This is a genomic window from Lichenifustis flavocetrariae, from assembly GCF_026130545.1.
Taxonomy (GTDB): Bacteria; Pseudomonadota; Alphaproteobacteria; order Rhizobiales; family Beijerinckiaceae; genus Lichenihabitans; species Lichenihabitans flavocetrariae.
The window spans coordinates 12,504-38,219 of the sequence record NZ_JAMOIM010000025.1 but is presented as its reverse complement, the minus strand read 5'-3'; the positions used below and the strand labels follow the sequence as shown (position 1 = coordinate 38,219).

The following is a 25,716-nucleotide window of genomic DNA, read 5'->3' as shown; positions in this document are numbered from 1 at the left end:
ACATTGTCCAGCGACGAAGACGGCGCGGTCGAAGCGGGTGTGTCCGCCGGGCCCCTAACCAGGATCGAGGTCGATGGCGGAACAGGACCCCAAACCCAAGAAGGCCAAAGGCGGTTCGGCGCTTGGCGTCATTGTCCCGGTGCTGGTGCTCACCCTCGTGGCCGGCGGCGGCGGGTTCGTGGTCGGCAAGCAGATCATCGCCAAGGCCAAGGCTTCGGTTGCCGGCGTAGGGAAGCCGGCTGACGCCGCCCCGCCCGTCCCAATCGCCGTCAAGGAACTCATCCCCATCGTCGCCAATCTTCTGACACCGGAGGGGTCCTGGGTGCGGCTACAAACCGCCATCGTGTACGAGAAGGCCGACGCGCCGCAGATCGACATCCTGTCGGCCAAGATCGCCGACGACATGCTCGCCTATCTGCGCACCCTGACGCTGACCCAGTTGCAAGGCGCGAGCGGTCTTCAGCACCTCAGGGAGGACCTGAGCGAGCGGGCGGCCGTCCGCTCCGACGGCCATGTGAAGGAAGTGATGATCGAAATGATGGTCATCCAATGAAGCGCCTCGCCCTCGCCTGCCTGTGCCTCGGGCTTCTCACGACGCCGGCTTTCGCCCAATCACTCGATCTCGGCGGGATCGTGCCGCAACCCGGCGGCACGGCGAGCGGACGCATCGTCCAGCTGATCGGCCTTCTGACTGTCCTGTCGATCGCGCCGGGTTTGCTCGTGATGGTCACGAGCTTCACCCGCTTCGCTATCGCGTTTTCGTTCCTGCGAACGGGTCTCGGGCTGCAGACCACGCCGGCGAACCTGATCCTGATCAGTCTGTCGCTGTTCATGACATTTTACGTCATGGCGCCGACCTTCGACCGCGCCTGGACGGGCGGCCTGCAGCCGTTGCTCGACAACAAGATCACCGAGCAGGAGGCGTTTCAGCCCATCACGCAGCCCTTCCGCGAGTTCATGGTCGCGCAGGTACGCGACAAGGACCTGCGGCTCTTCGAGGATCTGGCGAAGACGACGCTCAAGCCGACGGACCAGAAGACGGTGGATCTGCGTATTCTCGTCCCCGCTTTCATGATCTCGGAGATCCGGCGCGGTTTCGAGATCGGTTTCCTGATTACGCTGCCGTTCCTGGTGATCGACATGGTGGTCTCGACCCTCACCATGTCGATGGGCATGATGATGCTGCCTCCGAACATTATTGCGCTTCCCATGAAGATTTTGTTTTTCATACTGATCGACGGATGGAACATGGTCGTGGGAAGTCTCATTCGCTCATATTCTTGAATGATTGAATTCATTTGCAAGTAAGAGCCCGCCACTAGCCTCAAGGCACGCGAAATTGATCCACTCCGGTGGGTCAAAGGCATCAGGCCGCTTTCGCGTGCCGGTTACGACCCGGAATGTCCCCCTTTTCCAAACAACGGGACACCCGAATGAGCAGTCTTCTTACGAACACAAATGCCATGAGCGCGCTTGCGGCGCTCAATATGACGCAAAAATCTCTTGCCGGCGTGCAGAGCCAGATCTCGACTGGCCTGCGCGTCGGAGATGCTTCCGACAATGCCGCCTATTGGTCCATCGCCACCACGATGCGATCCGATACCGGCGCCCTCGGGGCCGTGTCCGACGCCCTGAACCTCGGGTCTTCCACCCTGGGCGTGGCCACGGCGGCGTTGAATTCAACGCTGACGATCATGAACAAGATGAAGAACGACATCATCACGGCGCAGACGCCGGGAACCGACAAGACACAGATCGAGACCGACATTTCGGCTTTGCAGTCGAGCCTGCTCAGCATCACCTCAGCGGCCTCGTTCAACGGCGTCAACCTGCTCAACGCGACCGCTAGCAACACCAATATCGTGTCCTCTTTCTCCCGCGGCACGAATGGAACCACCAGTGTGGGCACAATCTCAGTGGCAACCAGCAGCACCACTTTGACCTCGGCCACCGCGGGCAGCGGCATCCTCTCGGCCAGCATGGCGGCCGTGACGGTTGGCGGGACCTCAACCTCGTTGAGCGCGTCCTCGTCGGGAACCACCGGGACCGGTTCAGACCAGACGACCTACAATTCCGACAGTCTTCTGGGCTTCTCGCTGACCGCTTCGACCACGACGAGCGACCTTGCGGTCATCGCCGCCAATATCGACACGGCCATCACCAACATCACCAAGGCCGGCGCGGTTCTCGGCTCGACCAAGACCAACATCGACAACCAGGCGACCTTCGTGTCGTCTCTGTCGGACTCGATCACGAGCGGCGTGGGTTCGCTGGTCGATGCCGACATGAACGTGGCCTCGACCAAGCTGCAGGCGCTGCAGACCCAGCAGCAGCTCGGCATCCAGTCGCTGTCGATCGCCAACCAGAACAGCCAGCTCATCCTCCGGCTGTTCCAGTAAGGTCCCAGACCTTCCCGTTATCAACGAAGGCCGCACCTCAGGGTGCGGCCTTTCTCGTTCCGGCGAGCGTCCGTGATCATCGCGCACAACGAAAAGACGGTTGCCGGAGTGCAAATTAATCCTCAGGTAATTTTCCTATGCCAATTTAAGCCTACGCGAAATTGAGGACCGTCTCAGCGTCCCAAAGGCATCACGCCGTTGTCGCGTACCGGTTACGATCCGGAATGTCCCCCTTCTTTTTGAACTCCGGGACAATCGATCATGAGCAGCCTTCTCACAAACACTTCCGCCATGAGTGCGCTTTCGGCACTCTCGATGACGCAAAAATCCCTCGCCATGACGCAGGGTCAGATCTCGACCGGTCTGCGCGTCGGCACGGCTTCCGACAACGCCGCCTATTGGTCGATCGCGACCACGATGCGGTCCGATACCGGCGCTCTCGGCGCGGTCTCCGACGCTCTGAACCTCGGCTCTTCGACCCTTGGCGTGGCAACCGCGGCGTTGAATTCGACGCTGACGATCATGAACAAGATGAAGAACGACATCATAACGGCGCAGACGCCGGGAACCGACAAGACGCAGATCGAGACCGACATCCAGGCGCTGCAGTCGAGCCTGCTCAGCATCACCTCGGCGGCCTCGTTCAACGGCGTCAACCTGCTCAACGCGACCGCTGGCAACACCAACATCGTGTCCTCGTTCTCACGCGGTACGGACGGAACCACCAGCGTTGGCACGATCTCCGTGGTCACCAGCAACACCACCCTGACCTCGGCCACCGCGGGCAGCGGCATCCTGTCCGCCAGCATGGCGGCCGTGACGATTGGCGGCACGGCAACCACGTTGGGCACGAACTCCGCGGGGACCACGGGCACCGGCACGGACCAGACGACCTACAATGCCGACAGCCTCCTGGGCTTCAAGCTGACTGCCACGACGACGACGAACGACCTTACGGTGATCCAGGCCAATATCGAGACGGCCATCACCAACATCACCAAGGCCGGCGCGGTTCTCGGCTCGACCAAGACCAACATCGACAACCAGTCGACCTTCGTGTCGTCGCTGTCGGACTCGATCACGAGCGGCGTGGGTTCGCTGGTCGATGCCGACATGAACCTGGCCTCGACCAAGCTGCAGGCTTTGCAGACGCAGCAGCAGCTCGGAATCCAGTCATTGTCGATCGCCAACCAGAACAGCCAGCTCATTCTCAAGCTGTTCCAGTAATATTACTTTCTCGGTAGCACTACAGAGCCGCGCCTTCGGGCGCGGCTTTTTCTTTAATTTTAACCGTAATTATTCCGTTAATGTAGATTCTGCGAATCAGCATAATCTACTTTGGAAACGCAGCTCATGGAGCCTCAATTCATTATCCGGTAATTTCCGCGTGTCATTAATACTGTACGCGGAATTGAGGAATTCTCTCGCATCCTCAAAGGCATCACGCCGCTTCCGCGTACCGGTTACGATCCGGAATGTCCCCTTCATTGTGAACCATGGGACACCCGACTATGAGCAGCCTTCTCACAAATACCTCCGCCATGAGTGCGCTGTCGTCACTCACCATGACGCAGAAATCGCTTTCCCAAGTCCAGAGCCAGATCTCGACCGGTCTGCGCGTCGGAGATGCTTCCGACAATGCGGCCTATTGGTCGATCGCGACCACGATGCGGTCCGACACCGGCGCTCTCGGCGCGGTCTCCGACGCGCTGAACCTCGGGTCTTCCACCCTTGGCGTGGCGACCGCGGCGTTGAATTCGACGCTGACGATCATGAACAAGATGAAGAACGACATCATCACGGCGCAGACACCGGGTACCGACAAGACGCAGATCGAGACCGACATCCAGGCGCTGCAGTCGAGCCTGCTCAGCATCACCTCGGCGGCCTCGTTCAACGGTGTCAACCTGCTCAACGCGACCGCGACCAACACCAACATCGTGTCCTCGTTCTCGCGCGGCACGAATGGGTCCACCAGCGTGGGCACGATCTCGGTCGTCACCAGCAACACCACCCTGACCTCGGCCACCGCGGGCAGCGGCATCCTGTCAGCCAGCATGTCTGCCGTGACGATCGGCGGCACGGCAACCTCGCTGACCTCGAACTCCGCGGGGACCACCGGCACAGGCACCGATCAGACGACCTACAATTCCGACAGTCTCCTGGGCTTCAAGCTGTCGACCGCGACGACGACGAACGACCTGACGGTGATCCAGGCCAATATCGAGACGGCCATCACCAACATCACCAAGGCCGGCGCGGTTCTCGGCTCGACCAAGACCAACATCGACAACCAGGCTCAGTTCGTGTCGTCGCTGTCGGATTCGATCACGAGCGGCGTGGGTTCGCTGGTGGATGCCGACATGAACGTGGCTTCGACCAAGCTGCAGGCGTTGCAGACGCAGCAGCAGCTCGGCATCCAGTCGTTGTCGATCGCCAACCAGAACAGCCAGCTCATTCTCAAGCTGTTCCAGTAATCCCGGCGTCAATTCTTCATCAAGGAACCGCGCCCTCGGGCGCGGTTTTCTGCTGTTCAGGCCCCGATCGGTGAGGTTCGACACGTTCTGCCGCGATGATTTTACCTTCGGTTAAGGTTAAGGCCGTAAGTTGCTAGTGAGGAACATGAGGTTAAACGTGCTGTCGGCGCGCCGGGCGTGCCGAGGGGCCGGGCCTGATTGTTCGCCGTGGAATCAGCAACGCCGGAACGATCGCGCATGAGCAGTCTTCTTACTAACAACTCGGCCATGAGTGCTCTTCAGGCCCTCACAGCGACCCAGAAGTCACTGAACGCCACAGAGAACCAGATCTCGACAGGTCTGCGCGTCGGGACGGCTTCCGACAATGCGGCCTATTGGTCGATCGCCACCACGATGCGTTCCGACACCGGCGCGCTCAGTGCGGTGTCGGACGCGCTGAACCTTGGATCTTCCACGCTCAACGTGGCGACGCAAGCGTTGAATTCGACGCTGACGATCATGAACAAGTTGAAAAACGATATCGTCACGGCGCAGACCCCCGGAACCGACAAGCTGCAGATCGAGACCGATATTTCGGCGCTGCAGCAGAGTTTGCGGAGCATCACGGCGTCGGCCTCCTTCAATGGCGTCAACCTGCTCAACGGTACGGCCGCCAATGCCAATATCGTGGCCTCCTTCGCGCGCGGGACGGACGGCACGACCAGCGTGGGCACGATCGCGGTCGCCACAAGCAGCATCACCCTGACCGCATCCGCGGCCAGCCTCGGCATTCTCTCGGCTTCGATGGCGGCCGTGACGATCGGCGGCACGGCAACCACGTTGACCACGAACTCCGCGGGGACCACCGGCACCGGCACCGACCAGACGACCTACAACGCTGATAGTATTCTGGGCTTCCAGCTGACCCTGGCGACGACGACGAACGACCTGACGGTGATCCAGGCCAACATCGAGCAGGCCATCACCAACATCACCAAGGCCGGCGCCGCCCTGGGCGGCATCCAGACGAACGTCAACAATCAGGCGACCTTCGTGTCGGCGCTGTCGGATGCGATTACGAGCGGCGTGGGTTCGCTGGTTGATGCCGACATGAACGTGGCCTCGACCAAGCTGCAGGCGTTGCAGACGCAGCAGCAGCTCGGCATCCAGTCGCTGTCGATCGCCAACCAGAACAGCCAGCTCATCCTCAAGCTGTTCCAGTAATCTCGATCACGACTGACTGATCCGGGACAACCGCGTCCCCGGGCCGCGCCGGTTCCGGATCCCACCTCCTTTCGCGGACAGTTTTGATGATTGGCACGCTTTCGCGAGCAGACCACCCGGCAACCGAGCGCCATGCGGCGGTTCCGGAGCCCGAAACGGAGATCCAAAATTCGCAAGCCGCTCAGGCTGCGAGGCTTAAGGAGCTGGCCGTCCTGGCGGCCCAGCACGGCTTATGGGACCAGGCGACCGCAGCGCTCGAACAAGCCGTCCGGTTCAGCCCGGAGGACACCGACCTCCTGATCGAACTCGGCTATGCCTACCATTTTCAGCAGCGCTTGCAGGATGCGCTGAACATCTACCAGCTCGTGGTCGCCCTTCGACCCAAATGGCCCGCCGTCTATGCCAATCTCGGGAGCCTTCTCATCGCGATGGGGCGTATGGAGATGGCCATCGCGGCCTCCCGCATCTGCCTTCAGCTCGATCCCGACATGCTGGGGGCCTATCTGAATCTCGCGGCGGCCCTGCGCGGCAACGAGCAGCACGTCGAGTCGCTTGCGGCCTATCGGGCCTTGTTGGCCCGCGCACCCGAAAATGCCGCGGGACTGGTCGATTATTTCCACATCCGTCAGCATCTTTGCGATTGGGATGGCTTCGCCGAGCATCTCGAACGTGTGGTCGAGCTCACCTATCGCCGCGGTCACCGGGTTGCACCCTTCACGATCCTGGTCGGCGCCGGCGACTCGGAAAACGCCTTGATCGCGGGCCGCGTCTGGTCGCAACGGTGGGAAGGCGGGGTGCCGCTCGCCTCCTACGCGCCGCGCACGGAACAGCAACGCGCTCGGCGGCTGCGCATCGGCTATCTGTCGAACGACTTCTACAACCATGCCACGGCTTTGCTGCTCATCGAGCTGTTGGAGCTGCGCGACCGCACGGCCTTCGAGGTGTTCGGCTATTCGACCGGCGGACTCGATGACGGAACGTTGATCCGCGCGCGAATCATTTCAGCCTTCGACGTGTGCTACGACCTCAAGGATATCAGCCACGCCGATGCCGCAAAGAAGATCAGGGACGACGAGATCGACATTCTGATCGATCTCAAAGGCTATACTGCCGGCGCCCGAACCGAGATCATGGCGTTGCGGCCGGCCCCCATCCAGGTGAACTACCTGGGCTATCCGGGCACGATGGGGGCGAGCTTCATCGATTACATCATTGCCGATTCGTACATCCTGCCGCCCGACATGGAGACCTACTACGACGAGAAGGTTGCGCGGCTGCCCGACTGCTATCAGCCGAACGACCGCAAGCGTCCGGTTTCGCGCGAGACCTTCACGCGGGCCGGCTGCGGGTTGCCGGACGAGGGTTTCGTGTTCTGTTCCTTCAACGCACCCTACAAGATCACGCCGGACATCTACGACCTCTGGATGCGAATTTTGCATCAGGTCCCTGGATCGGTGTTGTGGACGCTCGCCGGCTATTCGGCCTGCAACGACAATCTGCGGCTGGAGGCCGTCAAACGCGGAATCGCGGCGGAGCGGATCGTGATCGCACCCAAGATGGTGACGGAGCGCCACCTGGGGCGCATGCGTCTCGGCGATCTCTTCCTCGACACCTATCCGGTGGCCGCCCATACGACGGCCAGCGACGCGCTATGGGTGGGACTGCCGGTGCTGACTTGCCCTGGGGAATCCTTCGTGTCCCGTGTCGCCGGGAGCCTCTTGCACGCGGTAGGGGTTCCCGAACTGATCGCCGATTCGTTTGCGGATTATGAGGCCAAGGCGATTAAGCTCGCTACCGACCCGGCGGCCCTGCAAGCGATCCACGACCGGCTCGAAGCCAATCGACTGACGACGCCCTTGTTCGATAGCGAGCGCTACACCCGTCACTACGAGGCCGCGCTTCTCCAGATGGCGGCTCTGCGTGACGCGGGCCTCCCCCCCGAGAGCTTCGCGGTCCCGGCTCTGTCCTGACGTGGCGGCTCAGCGGTGCATGCGATTGCCGAGGACGTAGCCGAAGAGACCGATCAACACGATGCCCAGGGCGCCCTGCACGCTGACCAGGAGCGCCACGGCCTCGTTGGCGGGCTTCAGACCGATATCCGGCGCGCTCGTGGATAACATGTTGGTGAAGCTGAACACCAGCATGTCGAAGGGATCGCGCGTGACCGCCCGTGCTTTGACGGCGCTCTCGACGGCTCGGGTCAGGCTGCCTGTCACACCGTACAGAAGCGCGAAGACCAGCATCGTCGTGAAGAAGGCGCGAACCACGCGCCACAGGCTCTCGCCATAATTGCAGAGCCATTCGACGAAGCTGTCGGACGCCCAGCCCAGGGCCGAGCGGAAGCACGCCGCGTAGTCCCGACTGGCCCAAAGGGACCGGGCCGTGCGGGCTTTCTGGGCCTTGCCCATGGTGCGACCCTTGCGAAAGGCCCAGCTCTCGCCTTCGCCATCGCCCAGGCTGCGAAAATTCTGTTCGAGCGCAATATAGGCCTGCCGCGCCGCGTCGAACTCGCCGTCCCGCTCTTCGCCGACCGCGCCGCCGAGTTGATCGAGGCTCAGCCGCGTGTTCTCGAGCCAGGCTCCAGCGAGCCGGACATGAGCGAGATCGCAACTGGCAAGATTGAGACGCGGGAGGCTCGCGCGGGACAGGTCGGCGCCACGCAGCGACGCGCCTTCGAGCCGGGCGCCGGTGAAATTGGCGGATTGCAGACGCGCGCCATCGAGTCGGGCCTTCTTGAGGCTCGCCTCCGTGAAATCGGCTTGGCTGAAATTTCCTTTCCGCAGGCTCGATTCATCGAGCCGGGCCTTCTGGAACTGGGCTTCATCCGCATCCGCCTCGTCGAGGTGCGCACCCCAGAGATCGGCTCGATTGAAGATGGCCCCGTCGAGCAGCGTCTGCTTGAAATCTGCATAACGGAGCGCCGCGCCTTCGAAGCGTGCATCCTCCAGCATCGCCCGCTCGAAGCGGGCTTCCCCGGCGTGACTGCCGTTGAACATGGCTCCGCCGCAATCGGCCCCGGTGAAGATCGCCTGTTCGAGGATCGTGTGGCTCAGGTCGGCGCCGCGCGCCACCGCGCCCGAGAGGTCGGCGCCCCGCAGATTGGCATGCGACAAGACCGCGTGGCTCAAAGACGCGGATTGCAGTTGCGCGCCCTTGAGGTCGAGGCCGCCGCTCTCGGGGTCCCACCACGTCGCCGCATCGCTGCCGTCCCGCGCCTGGAGATCGGCCCGGCCGGCCTGGACGCTCTGCAGGTCGATCCCGGCCCCGGCCACGACAGGCGCGTGGCCGGAGGCCGCTGCCAGAAGCCGATCGAGTTCCTCGGCCGGCGAGGCTGCCGACTGATCCGTCTGAGCGTCAATCGACACGGGCGTTCCCCTCAATCAAAACGCTCGGGTCCGAGCCGGGCGCGCTCCCGGGAAGAAGCCTGCCGCGACTGCAAGACGGTCTCGAAAGCGCGAAGGTTCCTTCTCGCGGCTCGCGGCCCATGCGATCAGGCGAGGCGGGCTTTCGTGTAGCGGTTGGGGGGCACCGGCAGGCCGAGGTTCTGCCGCAAGGTCGATCCCTCGTAGGCCTCGCGGAACAGGCCGCGCCGGCGCAGTTCCGGCACGACAAGCTCGACGAAATCCTCCAAGGCCGAGGGCAAGGTCGGGAACATCAGGATGAACCCATCCGCAGCCCGGCTTTCGAACCACTCTTCCATGAAGTCCGCCACCTGGGCCGGCGTGCCGGTGATCCCGTTGCCGGTGTGCTTTTCGGCAAAGAGGCGGATCAGTTCGCCGACCGTGTGGCCCTGTTTCACGAAAGCCACGAGTTCGTCGAACAGGGCCCGCGAGCCTTTCGCTTCCTGCGGCAGGCGGTCCATCGGAAATGGCGCATCGAGCGGCACGCCGCGCAGGTCGGCCTCCAGAAACTCCTGCAGCATGACGCGGCCCGCATCGGGATGCAGCTTGTCGAGGAGGAACTGCACTTTGGCGCGGGCATCGGCCTCGGTTCGACCGACATTGACCACGACGCCCGGCATCACCTTGAGATCGTCCGGCGCGCGGTCGAAACTCGCCATGCGGCTCTTCAGAGTCGCGTAGAAGTTGCGGCTCCGCTCGATGTTCGAGGCGAGGCTGAAGACGATCTCGGCCGTCTCGGCCGCCAGCGCGATGCCGGCTTCCGAACCGCCAGCCTGGGCAATGACCGGTCGCCCTTGCGGCGAGCGGGCGATGTTCAGCGGTCCCCGCACTTGAAAATGCTTGCCCGCATGGTTCAGCGTGTGATGGCGGGCCTGATCGTAATAGATGCCGCTCGCGCGATCGAGCAGCAGCGCGTCGGCCTCGAAACTGTCCCACAGGCCGAAGACCACATCGACGAACTCGCGGCCGCGTTCGTAGCGGAGCGCATGGGGATCGAGACCCCGCCGGTTAAAATTATAGCCGGTCTCGTCGTGATCGGACGTCACGACATTCCAGCAGGCCCGGCCGCCGCTCAGATGATCGATCGAAGCGAAGATACGGGCGAGATTGTAGGGTTCGTAGTAGCTCGTCGAGGCCGTCGCCACGAGGCCGAGATGTTTCGTCATCACCGCGAGCGCTGAGAGAAGCGTCAACGGCTCGAAGCGATTCATCTTGGTCGGCATACGGGCGAGCCCGTCCGGGTCGCCGACCGCAGCGGCCGGCGAATCGGCCAGGAACATGAAATCGAAGGCCGCCGCCTCGGAGAGTGCGGCCACCTTGTGCAGATGGCTGAAGTCGTTGGCACCATTCACGTCGCTGCCGGGATGCAGCCATCCGGCCGGGTTGTAGCCGAAGGTGTACACGAAGGTGCCGAGCTTCAGCTTGTCCGAGCGCCGCGCCATTTGGGCCTCCTCACTGGGCGGGATCGTGCGGCGGTCTCGTGGGCCCGAGTGCCGCGCACAAACGTGTCAATCCGACATCCTCGACACCGAGATCGAGGAGATGGCTTTGGGTGTTCTGCACATAAGCAAGGTTTGCGCCCGACACGCCTTCCGCCTGTGCGACGACCCACAGAATCGCCTCGGGGTCGAGCCGGCCGGCATATTGCTCGTGCGTCTCGTCGGCCGCGTAGGCCACGGCATCGACGGTCCGGCCGTCAGCCAGCGCCACGGGAGCGACGAATTCCCGGTAGACGCCGGTGATCAGTTCGCGGCGTCGAACGGCGTCGAGCGTCTCGGCCGCCGCCTCGGGCGCGATCTGGAAAGCGACGCCGATGCAGGACCCACCCCGGTCGAGGCCGAAGACGAGCCCCGGTTTGGCCACCGTGCCGCGATAGTGATGCGACCAGATGCAGAGGGCGCGATGATAGCCGCTGAGTTCCGCCCGTTGACGTTCGACGAAGGTGAAATCGGGCCGCCACATCAACGACCCATAGGCGAAGATCCACAAAGACTCGTCGCGTGCCGCCATCGCGTGTGATTTCCCCCTGCCGCGGACCGGTGGTAAGGCCAAAGCGCCACGACAGCAATTCGAGGACCAGCAATCGATGTCGAGACGAGGAGCGGTGGACCGGCGCGCACGCGTCCGAGAGGTACGGCCCAGGGCGGTTCGCATGGCCCCCGCGATCCTCCTCAGCCTGGTTCTCCTGACGTGCGGTTGGTCGCTGCTGTGGTTTTTCGCGCGCTATGAGGCGCAGGCCGCCTTTGGACAATGGCTCGCGAGCGAGCGCAGCTTCGGGCGCTCCTGGTCCTGCCCGAACCAGGGTGTCGGCGGCTACCCGCTCGGGATCGTTCTCACCTGCGATCATCCGACCCTGAAGGGCGCGATCGGCGACGGCGTTTTCCAAGGCGGGATCGCAGGGCTGCGGGCCGAGGCGCGGCTTTATTTTCCGACCAACGTCACGGTCACGTTCGCTTCACCCCTCCATGCCGCCGAGGTGAGCGGGACGCGGCGGATCGGTGCCTCCTGGTCAGCCGCGACCTTGTCGCTCCGTGGCCTGCTTCCGGACAATCTCGACCGCGGGCTTCTGCAGGTCGAGGATCTGCAGATCGACCCGGCCGGCGGAACCGACCAGGGCGCGCGGATCGGTCACGTCGAACTGGCTTTCAAACCGGTGACGCGCGCCGCCGACCCCAGAGCCGATCTCGAAACCACGCTCGCGGCCGACAATGCCCGTATCCCGGCTCTCGACGCGGCCCTCGGGTCGGCCGACCCCATGGGCTTCCAACTGAAAGGCTTTGCGACGCAGGTCAGGTTCGATGGCGGCATGACGCTGCGCGACGTGCTCGATCCCTGGTCGCACGCGGGCGGCCAACTCCATATCCAGAGCTTCTCGCTCGACAAGGGGGCCTTCGCGGTCAAGGGCTCCGGCCGTCTCGGGCTCGACGAGGACCATCGGGTGGAGGGACGACTCGACACCGGCTTCTCCGGACTGGAGCCGATCGCCGCGAGGTTCGGCCTGCCACTCGATGCCGTCAAGCTGGGCAGCGCGCTGTCGGGCCTGCTCGGCGGCAAGACCGCCGCCGACAGCGACGCCCCGGCGTCCGAGATGGCCTTGCCCATCGTGGCGAAAGGCGGCCGGCTCTACGTCGGGCCGCTCAAGACCGGGGTTGCTCTGGCGCCGCTTTATTGAAGGTTCGAACTGGGTTTTTTCGACAACCCGATATTCGGCATTGGTTTCACCGCGAAAATGCAGCCAACTGCCCCCTATTCGAGGCCGGACAGTTCCAAGCTGTGCTTAACCGTCTTAAGGGCGATCAGGCTCTTGTACTTGCGCACGAGCGCATGTTGTTCGCTCATGAGCCGCTCGATGAAGGCATTGTATTCTTCGAGGTTACGGACGGCCACCAGCAGCACGTAGTCCATGTCGCCGGTGACATACCAGCATGACTGCACTTCGGGTGCTCGGCTCAGCCATCGCTGGAATTGCTCCAACGTGTGTCGATGTTCGTTCTGGATTTCCAGTTCAACCAGAACCGACAAGGTGCGATCGACGGCTTTCGGACTGACCACCGCCACAATCCTCTCGATGATCCCGTCTTGCTTCAATTTGCTGATCCGGCGTTCGACGGCTGAGACCGAAAGATTGACCGCGTCAGCAACGGCCTTGCCGGGAATGTCGGCATTTTGCTGGAGCATCGCCAGGATGGTCCGATCAGTCTCGTCCATGGGGTACAGCGAAGCCTTTAGCAAAAAATCCGCAGCATAATTGTAAATTGCGCGGCTTATCCGCGTCGCGAACACATAACATCTCGCAATGACAAAACAAGCACCCCTTTCAGACATCAATATCGCCGACGCCCGTCAGCGGATTGATCCGATTTTTCTCGACACCCGGCTGCTGCATTCCGACAGGCTGGTGCTGTCTCTTGTCGCCAAGGATGAAACGGACAATCCCATCCGAAGCTTCAAAGGGCGTGGTACGGGGTATTTTCTCGCCCACCTCACGGGCGACAGAACTCCTCTGGTTACGGCGTCAGCGGGCAACTTCGGTCAGGGGCTTGCTTATAACGCCGCGCGGCATGGGCGATCTCTGGTCGTGTTTGCCAGTTTGAACGCCAATCCACTCAAGATCGAAGCCATGCGCAGGTTTGGGGCGGAGGTCCTTCTCGTCGGGGAAGATTTCGACGCAGCCAAGGAGGCCGCTAGAATCTACGCCGTCGAACGGGAACTGCAGTTCGTGGAGGACGGAGCGAGCGCCACCATTGCGGAAGGCGCAGGAACGATTGCGGCGGAACTGACCGAAGAAGCCGGCGATATCGATGCGGTTTTCATTCCCCTCGGCAACGGTGCTCTGGCGGCCGGAATAGGCTGCTGGTTCAAATCACGATCACCGCGAACAAGGGTCGTCGCCGTCGCCGCAAAGGGTGCACCTTGTATGGCTCTGTCCTGGAATGCGGATGACGTGATTTCTACACCCGTGGCACGCACGATCGCTGATGGAATTGCCGTACGCACTCCCGTCCCGTCGGCGGTCGGCTGGCTGAAAGGCACGATCGATGACGTCGTTCTCGTCGATGACGATCAGCTTTTGGACGCAATGCGATTTGCTCATGAAACATGGAATCGCCTCGTCGAACCCGCCGGCGCGGCGGGGCTCGCGGCTATCCTTGCTCAGGCATCTGCCCTGAAAGGCGGCCGTGTAGCGACGATCTTGGGTGGTGCCAATCTCACGGGCCAACAGATCAGGACATGGCTTCCATCTGCGCAATAGACGGCAGTGCCGGTCAAAGCCAAGCAGATCGAATTTCGAGGTTCCCATCATGTCCGAACGCACTTCGCCGCGCATTGGCGCGTTTCGCCATGCTACTCGGTGGGGCCTGGGCGCTGCTCCCCGTCTATGCGCGCGACCGTCTCGCCGCTGGCTCGTGGGGGCTCGACCTTCTGTGCTTGAAAAGGTCGTGCACCCGCCACAGGGGCGTACAGCCTGAAAACTGCACCATCGCTCCCGGATCAGGATCATTGCCAGCCTGCCCTCTTACCCCTAGTCTCACGCGCAGCGCGCCCGCAAAACGTTCGTGCGTCATCGAAAGAAGCGGCAAACGCCGTCCACCGGGGAGTGAGACCAACATGAAGGTGACAACACCTTTTCCGCAGCCGTTTTTGATTGCCGCCCTATGTCTGTCGGCCCTCGGCGCCACTTCCACTCTGGCCCGTGCCGCGGGTCCGGAGGTCGTCGCCGGCCCTGCCGCGGACGCCCAGTGCTTCGTCCCCTGGACCGACAAGACCAAGTATTTCAAATACGCCAAGAAGCCCGGTCCCTACCGGATCGCCCTCGCCAACGGCTTCATCGGCAACACCTGGCGCATCCAGATGATCAAGACCGCCAAGGCCTATGCGGAGCAGCCGGAGGTCAAGAAGCAGCTGAAGGAATTCAAGGTCGTCTCGACGGGTGACGATATCGCGGCGCAGATCTCGGCCGTGAACAACTTCATCGATTCAGGCTATGACGCGGTCGTGATCGACGCCCAGAACCCGACGGCCTTCAAGGGCGTGGTGAAGCGGGCCCAGGCCGCCGGCGTCGTGCTGGTCGCCTTCGACAATACGATCGACACCGATGCGGCCATCAACGTCAATGTCGACCAGGAAGGCCTCGGCAAATATTGGGGCGACTGGCTGGTCAAGAACCTGCCGAAGGGCGGCTCCATCCTCGAAGTGCGCGGCGTCACGGGCACGAGCGTCGACACCGACCGGCACAAGGGTTTGCAGGAGACGCTGAAAGCCTCCGGCCAGAAGTTCGAGACCGTGGAGGTCGTGGGTCGCTGGGACGACGGCACCGCGCAGAAGGTTTCGGCTGACGCGCTGGCGGTGCACAAGAAGTTCGACGGCATGACGGCGCAAGGCGGCTCGACCGGCATGGTTCGCGCCTTCATGGACGCCGGGGCGCCTTTGGTGCCGGCTGCGGCCGAGACCGAGAACGGCTTCCGCAAATTGTGTCTGGCCGATCAGGCCAAGGGCCTGAATTGCGCCTCGGGCGGCACCGGACCGGCCCAGGTCGCGGTCGCGATCAAGACGGCCCTGACGGCGCTCAACGGGGACGTCGTGCCCCAATCCATCCGCCTCCCGCTGGCCCATGTCGAGGATCCCGGCTTCAAGGCCGGGGACAATGTCTACCCGGACCAGACCGACAATTTCTTCGTCGGCAACAGCTTCCCGACGTGCGGCATCAACTTCACGGCCCAGGAAATCATGGGCCGGTCCGAAGCAAATCAGTGACACAAGGCTTGGTTCAAGGGGTGCCGCTCTTTCAGATGAGCGGCATCTCCAAGCGGTACGGCGGTGTGCGGGCCCTCGATGGCGTCGACCTGACGGTCGAGGCCGGTCGCATCCATGCCGTGCTGGGTGAGAACGGTGCCGGCAAATCGAGCCTCATCAAATGCATGTCGGGCGTCGTCCAGCCCGACAGCGGCACGATGGCGCTCGATGGCCGGCCCATACGCTTTCCCGATCCGGCCGCCGCCAATGCGGCCGGCATCGTCTGCATCTTCCAGGAACTGTCACTGGTTCCCGACCTCTCCGTCGCCGACAATGTGATCATCGCCGATCCGCCACGCCGCTTCGGCCTGATCGACCGTCGACGTCAGCGCCAGCTGGCCGAGGAGGCGCTGGCACGGGCCGGAGCGAGCGACGTGCACCCGATGGCGCTCGTGCGCGATCTGCCGCTGTCGCGCCGTCAGCTCGTCGAGATCGCCAAGGCACTGGCGCGGCGTCCGCGCCTTCTCATCCTCGACGAAGCCACCTCGGCCCTGACGGCCCGCGATGTCACGACCGTCCTGCAGGTGCTCAAGGATCTGCGGGCAAGCGGCATGGCGCTCGTCTATATCTCGCACCGGATGGGCGAAATCGCCGAGCTCGCCGATGATTGCTCGGTGTTCCGCAACGGCCGCCACGTCGCGAGCTTCGAGGCCGGAACACGCTCGGACGCGGAGATCATCGAAATGATGATCGGACGCGAATATTCGCACGCCTATCCGCCCAAGCCCCCGCCGGTGCCGGACGATCGCGCCCCCGTCCTCGAAGTGCGCCGGCTCGGCTGGGCGCCGCGGCTCTCAGACATTTCCTTCGACCTCCGGCCCGGCGAAGTGCTCGGTCTCGGCGGACTGGACGGCCAGGGCCAGCGCGAACTTCTGCTCGCCCTGTTCGGTGTCCTGCGGGGCACAACCGGGGACGTGCTGGTCGAAGGCAAGCCCGTCACGCTGTCCGGCCCGTCCGAGGCGAAGTCGACCCGACAGGGCATCGCGCTCATCCCCGAGGACCGCAAGACCGAAGGCCTGATGCTGCCGATGTCGGTCGGCGCGAACCTGACCTTCGCGTCGCTCGACCGCATCTCGAAGGGCGGATTCATCGACCGGACGGCCGAGTCGGCCGCGATCGCCGCGATGGTGAAGCTGCTCGCCATCAAGACGGCCTCGCCCGATCTGCCGGTCGGCGCCCTGTCGGGCGGCAATCAGCAGAAGGTGGTCATCGCCAAATGGCTGATGCGGCAGCCCCGCATCGTGCTGCTCAACGATCCGACGCGCGGCATTGATGTCGGCACCAAGCAGGAGATCTACCGTCTGCTGCGCCGTCTCGCCGACGAAGGGGCGGCCGTGCTGCTCTATTCGACCGATTATGCCGAACTGATCGGCTGCTGTGACCGCGTCCTGGTGCTCTACGACGGGCGCGTCGTCCGCGAATTGCGCGGCGCGGCGATCACCGAGGAGGCGCTCGTGCGCGGCGCGCTCAACATCGACGTCGCCACGACGCAAGAGGAAGCCGCCGCGTGAAGGATTGGCAGTATCGGCTCCGGGGTGCGCGGACGACGCTCTCGGCGATTGCGGTCTTCATCGTCATTTTCGCTCTCTACGCTGCCAAGCACGATGGCGGGTTCACGGGGAATGTCGCGCAGACGGCGGCCAACAAGGGCGTGCTCCTGGCCTTCGTGGCCATCGGCCAATGCTTCGTGGTCCTGACCGCCGGCATCGATCTTTCGGTCGGTGCTGTCTTCATCCTGGCCGATTGCCTCGCCTCGACCCTCGTGACCGGCTCGCCCCTGGCAGTTGCCTTCGGGGTCGTGGCCGTGTTGGTCGCGGGCCTCGCCTGCGGTCTCGTGAACGGCTTGATCGTCGTCTATGGGCGGCTGCAGCCGATCGTGGCGACGATCGCGACCGGTGCGATCTATTTCGGCCTGGCGCTCTGGGTTCGGCCGGAGCCCGGCGGCGACATCGATTCAAATCTTGCCGACGCCGTCACGGGTCAGCTGCCGGGCGGTATTCCGTCGAGCCTCGTGCTCCTGCTGGCCATCATCCTGCTGGTCTGGGTTCCGTTCCGCCGGTCGGTGATGGGCAGGGCCGTCTACGCTGTCGGCTCCTCGGAAGCCTCGGCCTATATGTCGGGATTGCCGATCCGGCGCGCCAAACTGCTGGCCTATGGGTTCGCGGGCCTGTTTTCGGCGGTAGGCGGGCTGATGCTCTCGTTCATCACCTATTCGGGCGAGGCTTCGGCCACCAATGCCTCGACCTATACGCTGAACTCGATCGCGGCCGTGGTGATCGGCGGCGTCTCGCTGTTCGGCGGCGCCGGGAGCGCCATCGGGGCCGTGTTCGGCGCCCTGATCTTCCGCACCATCAACGACCTCCTGTTCGTGTTCGACCTCGATCCCTTGTGGCAGCCGCTCTTTCTCGGCCTGGTGCTGCTGGCGGCCGTGAGCTTCGGCTCGTTGCGACTCCTGCGCATCCGTAACCGTCTGGAGTTGTTCGGCCAATGACCCAGAAGCTCGAACCCGTGCCCGCGCGCCTGCGGCTCCCGGCCGGGCTGCGGCGGTTCGATCCGGCGGTCGCCACCGCGTTCGGGTGCATCGTGGCGCTGTTGCTCGTCGGGAGTTTCTACTCCCGCTCCTTCCTGTCGCCGGAGTATCTGCTGCAGCAGTTTCAGGTCGGCGCGTTCCTGGCCCTGGTCGCAACCGGCATGATGGTGGTGGTTCTGCTCGGGCAGATCGATCTGTCGGTGCCCTGGATCGTCACGGTCGGGGGCATGATGTCGACAGCCGCCGCCGGACATGGCGCGGCGGGGGCGGCCCTGGCGATTCCCTTCGGCGTGCTCTGCGGCGTCGGGCTTGGTGTCGTCAACGGCATCGGTGTCGCCTATCTGCGCGTCCCCTCGATGATCTTCACGCTCGGCATCGATGCCGTCGCCCAGGGTCTCATGGTCTTGCGCACCGGAGGGTCGGCGCCCCAGGACATGGCGACGCCGCTGATGGGCCAGTTGGCGACCGGCCATGCGATCCTGGGCATGCCAAATGCCGTGTGGGTCTGGATCGCCGTCGGCACCGCGACCGTGATCCTGCTCGGGCGCACGACCTTCGGCCGTTCGGTCTACGCGATCGGCAATCGGGAAAGCGCCGCCTATCTGTCGGGCGTGCATACCCGCCGCATCGTGCTCCTGGCCTTCGCGCTCTCGGGCGGACTGTCGGCCCTCGCCGGCACGATGCTGGCTGGCTATTCGGGCAAGGCCTATCAGGGCATGGGCGACGGCTATCTTCTCCCCGCCATCGCGGCCGTGGTGCTGGGCGGCACCTCGATATTGGGAGGGCGCGGCTCCTATCTTGGCACGACGGCCGGCGTGATCCTGATCACCCTGCTCCAATCCATCCTGTCGGTCGTGCAGATGCCGGACGCCGGACGGCAGGTGATTTACGGCGCCGTCATCCTGGCCATGCTGCTTCTCTACGGACGCTCCAGCCGCGTCGGCGGGTGACACAATTTGCACCGGCCGATGCTCAGATCTAATGCCGCGATCGTTGCGGCTTGCGTGGCCGGAGTCCTGGCCGGCCCGGCCCGGGCGGCGGACGATCCCGGCGTGTGCACGGGGTTTGGAGACCTCAAGAGCGGTCCCGCCATCACCCTCGCGCGGATCCGGAGCGCCGACCGGACCTTCTTCGTGAAGGGAGCCTCGGATCGCAAGGGGTGCCCTGACGCCACTCAGGCGTGCCGGGCCAAGGGCTATCTCGTGGCGGGGGACAGGGTGATCGCCAGCGCGTCGCGCGGTGGCTTCACCTGCGTGGATTACATCAGCGCCGCGGGGGCCGACAGGGCGGGTTGGCTACCGGACAGCAGCCTCGCCCGCGAGGCGCCGGTGCCGGTGACGCGCGAGGATTGGCTGGGGACCTGGGTCCAAACGGAATCGAAGATCGCCATCAAGCCGAGCCAATTCGGCCGCCTCGGCCTGCAGGGCGAAGCGACCTTCGGGGCTCTCGATCCCGACCGTGTGAAACGCGGCGCCGTGAACATGGGCGAGTTTCAGGCGGAGGTCGCGCCCGAGGGCGCCAATCTCGCGTTCGATATGGGGGACAAGACGACGCTGCCGGTCACCCAGGGCGACGAGACCGACTGCAAGCTGTGGATGCGGCGGCTCGGGCCTTTCCTCCTCGTCGAGGACAACAGCCAGTGCGGCGGTCTGAATGTCAGCTTCACGGGCGCCTATCGGCTTAAGGCGCATCTGACATCCGGGGACTGATGAGAGGCCGATCGCCCGGCGCCGGGTCGGGCTCGCCGCGCTGTCGATGCTGACACTCGTGAGCGTGGCGCCGATCGTCAGCCTGACCCTGGCCGTTACGCTCGCCACAAGCCTCGGCTGCGCCTTGGACGAAGGCAGCGTTCACCCGTGTCGCGTGGCCGGGATCGACATCGGTGACGCTCTTTATACTGGAGCAGTCTTTGGCTGGCTCATGCTCGTGACCTGGGCCGGCCTGCTGGTAAGCCTCGGCGTCTGGATATGGCTGATCGCCCACCGGAGATCCTGAGGCAGCGGGGGCAGCCAATCTCACGCCCCTGAAAGACAAGGGGCCTCAGACTCTCCTTAAATCAGCAACAAATCGCAATCTTCGCGACATACTGCGGAGACGAGCCGCGCCCATCATCGCACGATCGCAAGGAGATCGACCACGATGGGTATCATGACGATCATTTCCGGAGGGTTCGGACGAAAGCTCCCGGCGCACAGCCCTCGCGGCGAAGCCGATCGACTCCTCGGCATCTGGGGCGACACGGCCTACGACGTCGCGCGGAATCTGTCGATGCGCGAGGATGCCGGCCTCCTGCAGACCGCCTCGCCGGGGTTCTGGGCGAATGTCGTCCGCGAGATCGGGCATCAGATGGGCATCCCCGATGCGCCCGTGCTCGGAGCCCATCATTTCGTGATTTGAAGCGCCGCCGCACGGTGGCGGCGCATCGAGGCGATGAAGTCGCCGCTTCGGCCGCGTAGATGTCGTCCGAAATCAGCTCGATGAGGCACGTTCCAGTTCGGCTTTGAGGGCGGTGAGCAGCGCGTCCGTGTCGCTGCGCTTGCCGACCGTGATCCGAAGATAGTCGGCGATCCGGGGCTTGCCGAAATGCCGTACCAGCACCCGCCGCTCGCGCAGGCCCGCCGCCAACGCGGCACCGCCACAGGCGGGGTGGCGGGTGAAGACGAAGTTCGCGGCCGAAGGCAGCACCTCGAACCCGAGCCGTGTGAGCATCTCGGTCATCCGATCACGTTCGTCGATCACCATGGAAAGCTGGCGCTGGAAGTGCTCCTCATCCTCCAGCGACGCGATCGCACCCGCCTGGGCGAGTCGGTCGAGCGGGTATGAGTTGAAACTGTCCTTGACCCGGATCAGCGCCTCGATCAGCCCGGGGTTGCCGATCGCGTAACCGACACGCAGGCCGGCCAACGCGCGCGACTTCGACATGGTCCGGACGACAAGCAGGTTTGGATAGGCGGGGATCAAGGGGATCGCGGTCTCGGCGCCGAAATCGACATAGGCCTCATCCACCACCACCGGCTGATCGGGATGCGCGTCCAGCAGGGCCGCGATCTCTGCCCGGCTCAGCGCGATGCCCGTGGGAGCATTCGGGTTCGGGAGGATGATGGCGCCGCAGGGGCGCGAATAATCGACGATCCGGATCCGCAAGGACGCGTCGAGTGGCACCGTGTCGGCGTGGATCCCGAACAGGCGGCAGTAGGCGGGATAGAACCCGTAGGTGATATCGGGAAACAGCAGAGGTTCGTCCTGCTTCAGCAGAGCCACGAACGCGTGTGCCAAGACCTCGTCCGAGCCGTTGCCGACGAAAACCTGATCGGGCCGCACGCCGTGATAGGCGGCGAGCGACTGTCGCAAGGCGGTGGCATTCGGGTCCGGATAGAGGCGCAGCGTCTCGGCGGTGGCGTCTCGGATCGCCTCCAGAACGCGCCGAGAGGGTCCGAACGGACTCTCGTTGGTGTTGAGCTTCACCAGATCCGCGACATGAGGCTGCTCGCCCGGCACGTAAGGATGCAACTCGTGCACGAGCCGGCTCCAGAAACGGTTCATCGGATGTGTCTGATGCTCCATGGACCTTCGTGGTCGCAGTTTGCTCTCGTCGGCGAGCTTGGCAAATGCAGAATGAGACCGGGACGACCGAGCCGAGAGCCGGCAAACAGCACCATCGCGCCTGCCACGCGATCCATGTGATGATCACAAAGGCAGAATGCACGTTTCTTCAGCGACCGTCGCGCCGCCGGCCGTTCAATGGCCGTTGACTCGCGCGTCAGGGCTGCGATGCTGCGGCCATCGCCGTCGTGCGGCTTTTTCTTTTTGCGACCTTCGGGTCACGGGCAATCGCGCCCCATGATGCGGTCTCGTTCGAGGCCGGCGTCGTGGGGTTTTTTGTGTTGGGCGCATGATGGACGTGTTTCGTCTCGGTGTTCTCTTCTCGACCTCGGGCGATTATGCCGCCATCGGCAGCGATTGCCGCGACGGGGCCGCGCTGGCTATCGCCGAGCTTCAGGCCGAGATCGGCCGTGACTTTGCGATTGCGCCGATATTCGGCGATCCCGCCGGGTCGGGTGCCCGCTACATCGATCTCGCGCGCCGGATGGTGGCGGAGGATGGCTGCCGCCACATCATAGGCACGGTCACGTCGCAGGCTCGCAAGGACGTCATCCCGGTGATGGAAAAGCATGACGGCCAGCTCTGGTACGTCTGCCCCTACGAGGGATTCGAGGCCAACGGCAACGTCATCTACACGGGCGCCTGCCCGAACCAGCACCTGATCCCGCTCTTCGCGCATCTGCTGCCGACCCAAGGGCGCCGCGTCTATCTGGCCGGGGCCAATTACGTCTGGGGCTGGGAGATGAACCGCCTCGCCCGCGAGATCGTGACCGAAGCGGGCGGTGAGATCGTGGGCGAGCGCTGCCTGCCGATCGGCGACACCGACATCGGTCGGCTCGTCGCCGAGGTCGAAGCGCGGCGACCCGACTTCGTCCTCAGCAATATGCTGGGCCCTTCGAACCATGCCTTCCTGCGGGCGATGCGCGACCTCGGTCGACGTGACCCGCGCTTCACCCCCGAGCGCTGCCCCGTGGTCAGCTGCGACCTGACCGAATGCGAACTGCCGGACATCGGCCTCGGGGTGGCGGACGGCCAGCTTGCCACGGCGGCCTATTTCGACAGTCTCGACACGCCCGAAAACCGCGCCTTGAAGGCGCGCGTGGCGGCGCGCTTCGGCACGGAGCGGCGCGTGTCGAGCTATTTCGCGACGAGCTACGCGACCGTGCGGCTCTGCGTCGAGGCGGCGGTGCGCTGCGGCAGCGACGATCCCGCCCACGTCCGTGCCGCCCTGACGGACCACACCATGCCGAGTGCGCTTGGCCCGTTGCGCATCGATGACGCGACCAACCATACCGGCCTGCCGTTTCACCTGGGGCGCATCGCGGGCGACGGGTTCGAGGTGCTCCGGTCGCAACCTTGTATCGCGGCCGATCCTTATCTCGTGGCGCGGCGGCCGCTCCTGTCCTCATCCCACGCCTTGAAGCCGCAGCTGAGGATCGTGTCATGAGCCCGACCCCCCATTTCAAGGGCTTTCGAGCGGTTATCCTGCACCGCCCGGGCGAGACGACGGAGCGTCTGGCGCGGCAGCTCGGTCTTCTGGGACTGCGGGTCGAGGAGCGCTGGGCGCCGCTCGACGCCGCCGATCTGCCCGACCTCGTCCTGGTCGATGCCGACGATGGCTGGAGCGGGCTGCTGCCCTGGACGCCCGACCTGAAACCCGTGCCCCTCATCGCGCTGCTCGGTTCTGAGGCGCCCGGCCGGATCGCCTGGGCGCTCGACCAGGGTGCCGATGCGCTCATCGCCAAGCCGATCGCGTCCTCCGCCATCTATCCGGCGCTCGTGATGGCCGAGCGGCGTCACGCGGAGGGCTTGGCCAATGCGCAGCGGATGGCCGACCTCCACGAGCGCATCCGGCTGCGGCCCCTGGTGCTCGGAGCGGTGCAGCAGGTGATGGTCGAGCGCCGCTGCAGCGAGGAGGAAGCCCATCGGGCGCTGCGCCGCGAGGCGATGCGGCGCCGGCTGACCCTCGAACAGATGGCCGCGGCTCTTCTGTCGGGCGAACGGATGAAGGCCGGATGAGGCGCGTTTTCGCCGAGATGACACGGCGTCCGTCGACACTGCTGGCCTTGCTGCTGATTCTCGTCGTGGTCCTGTCGGCGCTCGGGGCGCCGTGGCTCGCCCCTTTCGCGCCCGACGATCAGCCCTTCGACGGGCTCTCGCTCGAAGGCGCGCCGCTGGCGCCGGGGGCCAAATACTGGCTCGGCACCGACACGCTCGGGCGCGATCTCCTGTCCCGCCTGCTGTTCGGCGCCCGCACTTCGCTCGTCATTGGCCTCGTGGCCAATGGAGTCGCGGTGGTGATCGGCATGCTGGTGGGCACCGTCGCGGGCTACAGCGGCGGGATGTTCGGTGGCGCGCTGATGCGCTTCACCGATCTGATGATGGCGTTTCCGGCGCTGTTGCTGGCGATCGTGCTCGCGGCCCTGCTGCATCCGAGCCTGTGGATCGTCGCGATGGTCATCGCGCTCGTGAACTGGGTGCAGGTGGCCCGCGTGGTCTATACGGAGACGCGCGGCCTGGCCGAACGCGACTTCATCCTGGCCGAGCGCTCGCTCGGCGCGGGTCACGGGCGCATCCTGTTCCGTCATATCGCGCCGCATCTGATGCCGACCGCCATCGTGTACGGTACGCTCGGCATCGCCACGACCGTGTTGCTGGAGGCGACACTGAGCTTCCTTGGCGTCGGCGTGCAGCCGCCGCAGCCCTCATGGGGCAACATCATCTTCGAGAGCCAGAGCTATTTCCAGGCGGCGCCCTGGCTCGTCTTCATTCCGGGCGCCGTCATCCTGGCCACCGCGCTCTCCTTCAATCTCGTCGGCGACACGTTGCGCGACCTGCTCGACCCGACCCAACGGGGGCGCGGCTGATGGCGTCGCTCTTCGCGCAGCGGATCGTCCAGGCCGCACTCATCCTGCTCGGCGTGGCGCTCGTCACCTTCCTGCTGCTGCATTACCTGCCCGCGGATCCGGCCGCGCTCATCGCGGGGCGCAGCGCCAATGCGCAGATGATCGCCAATGTGCGCCACCAACTCGGCCTCGACCTGCCGTTGCCGTTGCAGTTCTGGCGCTACCTCAGCGGGTTGCTGCGGGGCGATCTCGGCCGCTCCTACATCCAGCGCAGCGAGGTCGCGACGCTGATCGTGGCCCGGATCCCTGCGACCCTCGTGCTGATGCTCACCGGGATCCTGGTCGAAGTGGCGCTCGGGCTCGTTTTCGGCATCCTGGCCGCCGTGAAACGGAACGGCTTCGCCGACCGGGCCGTCATGACGCTTGCCTTCGTGGGCGTCTCGTCGCCGCAATTCGTGATCGCTCTCCTGCTGCTCTACGTCTTCGCGGCGGAGCTCGGCTGGTTCCCGATGAGCGGCTACGGCACGCCCGCCCATGTGGTGCTGCCGGCCCTGACGCTCGGCCTGCTCGGGGCCGGATGGTATGCCCGCATGGTCCGCTCCGCCATGATCGACGTGCTGAACCAGGACTACGTCCGCACGGCGCGCGCCAAGGGCCTGAGCTGGCGCCGCGTGATCCTGCGTCACGCGTTGCCAAACGCCCTGTTGCCGATCGTCGCCATGATCGGCATTGACATCGGTCAATTCATGGGCGGCGTCGTGGTGGTCGAGGCCGTCTATGGCTGGCCCGGCATCGGCCAGCTCGCCTGGCAGGCCATCCAGCAGGTCGATGTTCCCATCATCATGGGCGTGACCCTCGTGTCCTCGCTCGCCATCGTGCTCGGCAATCTTTTGGCCGATGCCGTCGCCCCCGTCCTCGACCCGCGCATCCGCGGCCGATGAAGTCACCCTAAGGAGTGTGTTG

25 protein-coding genes are annotated in these 25,716 nt (G+C 64.4%); 20 read left to right on the top strand and 5 right to left on the bottom strand.

All coding sequences use genetic code 11. From position 1 onward, the window contains the following. The first annotated feature begins 73 nt into the window (after positions 1-73). From M8523_RS25775 to M8523_RS25745, 7 genes are all read left to right on the top strand, one after another. Positions 74-553 (top strand): flagellar basal body-associated FliL family protein, encoded by a 480-nt coding sequence (locus M8523_RS25775; protein WP_282587761.1) that lies wholly within the window; start codon positions 74-76, stop codon positions 551-553. Then, entirely contained in the window at positions 550-1,284 is a 735-nt protein-coding gene (gene fliP / locus M8523_RS25770) for a flagellar type III secretion system pore protein FliP (protein ID WP_282587760.1), read from the top strand. The genes M8523_RS25775 and fliP overlap by 4 nt, the downstream gene beginning before the upstream one ends. Before the next feature lie 149 nt (positions 1,285-1,433). Then, on the top strand, positions 1,434-2,399 hold the full coding sequence (locus M8523_RS25765) for a flagellin N-terminal helical domain-containing protein (RefSeq protein WP_282587759.1): 966 nt from the start codon (positions 1,434-1,436) through the stop codon (positions 2,397-2,399). 261 nt (positions 2,400-2,660) lie between these two features. Continuing rightward, on the top strand, positions 2,661-3,626 hold the full coding sequence (locus M8523_RS25760; protein ID WP_282587758.1) for a flagellin N-terminal helical domain-containing protein: 966 nt from the start codon (positions 2,661-2,663) through the stop codon (positions 3,624-3,626). Positions 3,627-3,910: 284 nt separating this feature from the next. Beyond that, entirely contained in the window at positions 3,911-4,876 is a 966-nt protein-coding gene (locus M8523_RS25755) for a flagellin N-terminal helical domain-containing protein (protein ID WP_282587757.1), read from the top strand. Positions 4,877-5,113: 237 nt separating this feature from the next. After that, positions 5,114-6,079, top strand: coding sequence for a flagellin N-terminal helical domain-containing protein (locus M8523_RS25750; RefSeq protein ID WP_282587756.1), 966 nt, complete (start codon positions 5,114-5,116; stop codon positions 6,077-6,079). Between the two features lie 86 nt (positions 6,080-6,165). Beyond that, positions 6,166-8,049, top strand: a complete 1,884-nt coding sequence (locus M8523_RS25745) for an O-linked N-acetylglucosamine transferase, SPINDLY family protein (RefSeq protein WP_282587755.1) — start codon at positions 6,166-6,168, stop codon at positions 8,047-8,049. Positions 8,050-8,058: 9 nt separating this feature from the next. Here M8523_RS25745 and M8523_RS25740 read toward each other — a convergent pair whose 3' ends face one another. The 3 genes from M8523_RS25740 to M8523_RS25730 form a co-directional block, all read right to left on the bottom strand. Continuing rightward, positions 8,059-9,444, bottom strand: coding sequence for a pentapeptide repeat-containing protein (locus M8523_RS25740; RefSeq protein WP_282587754.1), 1,386 nt, complete (start codon positions 9,442-9,444; stop codon positions 8,059-8,061). Between the two features lie 125 nt (positions 9,445-9,569). Then, entirely contained in the window at positions 9,570-10,922 is a 1,353-nt protein-coding gene (locus M8523_RS25735; RefSeq protein WP_282587753.1) for an LLM class flavin-dependent oxidoreductase, read from the bottom strand. 10 nt (positions 10,923-10,932) lie between these two features. After that, positions 10,933-11,490, bottom strand: a complete 558-nt coding sequence (locus tag M8523_RS25730) for a gamma-glutamylcyclotransferase (protein WP_282587752.1) — start codon at positions 11,488-11,490, stop codon at positions 10,933-10,935. A gap of 142 nt (positions 11,491-11,632) precedes the next feature. On the opposite strand from M8523_RS25730, the gene M8523_RS25725 reads away from it, so the two are divergent. Further along, entirely contained in the window at positions 11,633-12,652 is a 1,020-nt protein-coding gene (locus M8523_RS25725) for a DUF2125 domain-containing protein (RefSeq protein WP_282587751.1), read from the top strand. A 74-nt stretch (positions 12,653-12,726) separates the two neighbouring features. Here M8523_RS25725 and M8523_RS25720 read toward each other — a convergent pair whose 3' ends face one another. Beyond that, the gene (locus tag M8523_RS25720) at positions 12,727-13,188 is read right to left on the bottom strand and encodes an Lrp/AsnC family transcriptional regulator (protein ID WP_345894300.1); all 462 of its coding nucleotides are present in this window, start codon (positions 13,186-13,188) and stop codon (positions 12,727-12,729) included. Between the two features lie 88 nt (positions 13,189-13,276). Between M8523_RS25720 and M8523_RS25715 the strand changes: the two genes are divergently transcribed. The 8 genes from M8523_RS25715 (at position 13,277) to M8523_RS25680 (ending at position 20,701) form a co-directional block, all read left to right on the top strand. After that, positions 13,277-14,233: a threonine ammonia-lyase gene (locus M8523_RS25715; protein ID WP_282587749.1), complete on the top strand. Its 957-nt coding sequence runs from the start codon at positions 13,277-13,279 to the stop codon at positions 14,231-14,233. Between the two features lie 356 nt (positions 14,234-14,589). Beyond that, positions 14,590-15,735 carry a sugar ABC transporter substrate-binding protein gene (locus M8523_RS25710; RefSeq protein ID WP_282587748.1) on the top strand — a complete coding sequence of 382 codons (1,146 nt, stop codon included), beginning with the start codon at positions 14,590-14,592 and terminating at the stop codon, positions 15,733-15,735. A 35-nt stretch (positions 15,736-15,770) separates the two neighbouring features. Then, on the top strand, positions 15,771-17,285 hold the full coding sequence (locus tag M8523_RS25705; protein ID WP_428351312.1) for a sugar ABC transporter ATP-binding protein: 1,515 nt from the start codon (positions 15,771-15,773) through the stop codon (positions 17,283-17,285). Next, positions 17,282-18,265 carry an ABC transporter permease gene (locus M8523_RS25700; RefSeq protein ID WP_282587747.1) on the top strand — a complete coding sequence of 328 codons (984 nt, stop codon included), beginning with the start codon at positions 17,282-17,284 and terminating at the stop codon, positions 18,263-18,265. The genes M8523_RS25705 and M8523_RS25700 overlap by 4 nt, the downstream gene beginning before the upstream one ends. Then, positions 18,262-19,254, top strand: a complete 993-nt coding sequence (locus tag M8523_RS25695) for an ABC transporter permease (protein WP_282587746.1) — start codon at positions 18,262-18,264, stop codon at positions 19,252-19,254. Before M8523_RS25700 ends, M8523_RS25695 begins: the two co-directional genes overlap by 4 nt. Before the next feature lie 18 nt (positions 19,255-19,272). Beyond that, positions 19,273-20,013 (top strand): hypothetical protein, encoded by a 741-nt coding sequence (locus tag M8523_RS25690; RefSeq protein ID WP_282587745.1) that lies wholly within the window; start codon positions 19,273-19,275, stop codon positions 20,011-20,013. A 46-nt stretch (positions 20,014-20,059) separates the two neighbouring features. Beyond that, entirely contained in the window at positions 20,060-20,299 is a 240-nt protein-coding gene (locus M8523_RS25685) for a hypothetical protein (protein WP_282587744.1), read from the top strand. A gap of 153 nt (positions 20,300-20,452) precedes the next feature. Further along, positions 20,453-20,701: a hypothetical protein gene (locus M8523_RS25680; RefSeq protein ID WP_282587743.1), complete on the top strand. Its 249-nt coding sequence runs from the start codon at positions 20,453-20,455 to the stop codon at positions 20,699-20,701. A 72-nt stretch (positions 20,702-20,773) separates the two neighbouring features. Here M8523_RS25680 and hisC read toward each other — a convergent pair whose 3' ends face one another. Then, entirely contained in the window at positions 20,774-21,847 is a 1,074-nt protein-coding gene (gene hisC, locus M8523_RS25675; protein ID WP_282587790.1) for a histidinol-phosphate transaminase, read from the bottom strand. A 349-nt stretch (positions 21,848-22,196) separates the two neighbouring features. Between hisC and M8523_RS25670 the strand changes: the two genes are divergently transcribed. From M8523_RS25670 to M8523_RS25655, 4 genes are read left to right on the top strand one after another with little or no spacing between them, the layout of a single operon-like run. Next, a complete protein-coding gene (locus tag M8523_RS25670; RefSeq protein ID WP_282587742.1) occupies positions 22,197-23,354 on the top strand; it encodes a transporter substrate-binding protein in 1,158 nt (385 codons plus the stop codon). Then, positions 23,351-23,926, top strand: coding sequence for an ANTAR domain-containing response regulator (locus M8523_RS25665; protein ID WP_282587741.1), 576 nt, complete (start codon positions 23,351-23,353; stop codon positions 23,924-23,926). The genes M8523_RS25670 and M8523_RS25665 overlap by 4 nt, the downstream gene beginning before the upstream one ends. Beyond that, positions 23,923-24,774 (top strand): ABC transporter permease, encoded by an 852-nt coding sequence (locus tag M8523_RS25660; protein WP_282587740.1) that lies wholly within the window; start codon positions 23,923-23,925, stop codon positions 24,772-24,774. Before M8523_RS25665 ends, M8523_RS25660 begins: the two co-directional genes overlap by 4 nt. Continuing rightward, positions 24,774-25,694, top strand: a complete 921-nt coding sequence (locus M8523_RS25655) for an ABC transporter permease (protein WP_282587739.1) — start codon at positions 24,774-24,776, stop codon at positions 25,692-25,694. Before M8523_RS25660 ends, M8523_RS25655 begins: the two co-directional genes overlap by 1 nt. The last annotated feature ends 22 nt before the right edge of the window (positions 25,695-25,716 follow it).

Excerpts from the sequence above, each read along its gene's own strand:
- M8523_RS25775 (WP_282587761.1), top strand. The coding sequence starts at position 74 with ATGGCGGAACAGGACCCCAAACCCAAGAAGGCCAAAGGCGGTTCGGCG.
- fliP (WP_282587760.1), top strand. The coding sequence starts at position 550 with ATGAAGCGCCTCGCCCTCGCCTGCCTGTGCCTCGGGCTTCTCACGACG.
- M8523_RS25765 (WP_282587759.1), top strand. The coding sequence starts at position 1,434 with ATGAGCAGTCTTCTTACGAACACAAATGCCATGAGCGCGCTTGCGGCG.
- M8523_RS25760 (WP_282587758.1), top strand. The coding sequence starts at position 2,661 with ATGAGCAGCCTTCTCACAAACACTTCCGCCATGAGTGCGCTTTCGGCA.
- M8523_RS25755 (WP_282587757.1), top strand. The coding sequence starts at position 3,911 with ATGAGCAGCCTTCTCACAAATACCTCCGCCATGAGTGCGCTGTCGTCA.
- M8523_RS25750 (WP_282587756.1), top strand. The coding sequence starts at position 5,114 with ATGAGCAGTCTTCTTACTAACAACTCGGCCATGAGTGCTCTTCAGGCC.
- M8523_RS25745 (WP_282587755.1), top strand. The coding sequence starts at position 6,166 with ATGATTGGCACGCTTTCGCGAGCAGACCACCCGGCAACCGAGCGCCAT.
- M8523_RS25735 (WP_282587753.1), bottom strand. The coding sequence starts at position 10,922 with ATGGCGCGGCGCTCGGACAAGCTGAAGCTCGGCACCTTCGTGTACACC.
- M8523_RS25730 (WP_282587752.1), bottom strand. The coding sequence starts at position 11,490 with ATGGCGGCACGCGACGAGTCTTTGTGGATCTTCGCCTATGGGTCGTTG.
- M8523_RS25725 (WP_282587751.1), top strand. The coding sequence starts at position 11,633 with ATGGCCCCCGCGATCCTCCTCAGCCTGGTTCTCCTGACGTGCGGTTGG.
- M8523_RS25720 (WP_345894300.1), bottom strand. The coding sequence starts at position 13,188 with ATGGACGAGACTGATCGGACCATCCTGGCGATGCTCCAGCAAAATGCC.
- M8523_RS25715 (WP_282587749.1), top strand. The coding sequence starts at position 13,277 with ATGACAAAACAAGCACCCCTTTCAGACATCAATATCGCCGACGCCCGT.
- M8523_RS25710 (WP_282587748.1), top strand. The coding sequence starts at position 14,590 with ATGAAGGTGACAACACCTTTTCCGCAGCCGTTTTTGATTGCCGCCCTA.
- M8523_RS25705 (WP_428351312.1), top strand. The coding sequence starts at position 15,771 with ATGAGCGGCATCTCCAAGCGGTACGGCGGTGTGCGGGCCCTCGATGGC.
- M8523_RS25695 (WP_282587746.1), top strand. The coding sequence starts at position 18,262 with ATGACCCAGAAGCTCGAACCCGTGCCCGCGCGCCTGCGGCTCCCGGCC.
- M8523_RS25690 (WP_282587745.1), top strand. The coding sequence starts at position 19,273 with ATGCTCAGATCTAATGCCGCGATCGTTGCGGCTTGCGTGGCCGGAGTC.
- M8523_RS25685 (WP_282587744.1), top strand. The coding sequence starts at position 20,060 with ATGCTGACACTCGTGAGCGTGGCGCCGATCGTCAGCCTGACCCTGGCC.
- M8523_RS25680 (WP_282587743.1), top strand. The coding sequence starts at position 20,453 with ATGACGATCATTTCCGGAGGGTTCGGACGAAAGCTCCCGGCGCACAGC.
- hisC (WP_282587790.1), bottom strand. The coding sequence starts at position 21,847 with ATGAACCGTTTCTGGAGCCGGCTCGTGCACGAGTTGCATCCTTACGTG.
- M8523_RS25670 (WP_282587742.1), top strand. The coding sequence starts at position 22,197 with ATGATGGACGTGTTTCGTCTCGGTGTTCTCTTCTCGACCTCGGGCGAT.
- M8523_RS25665 (WP_282587741.1), top strand. The coding sequence starts at position 23,351 with ATGAGCCCGACCCCCCATTTCAAGGGCTTTCGAGCGGTTATCCTGCAC.
- M8523_RS25660 (WP_282587740.1), top strand. The coding sequence starts at position 23,923 with ATGAGGCGCGTTTTCGCCGAGATGACACGGCGTCCGTCGACACTGCTG.
- M8523_RS25655 (WP_282587739.1), top strand. The coding sequence starts at position 24,774 with ATGGCGTCGCTCTTCGCGCAGCGGATCGTCCAGGCCGCACTCATCCTG.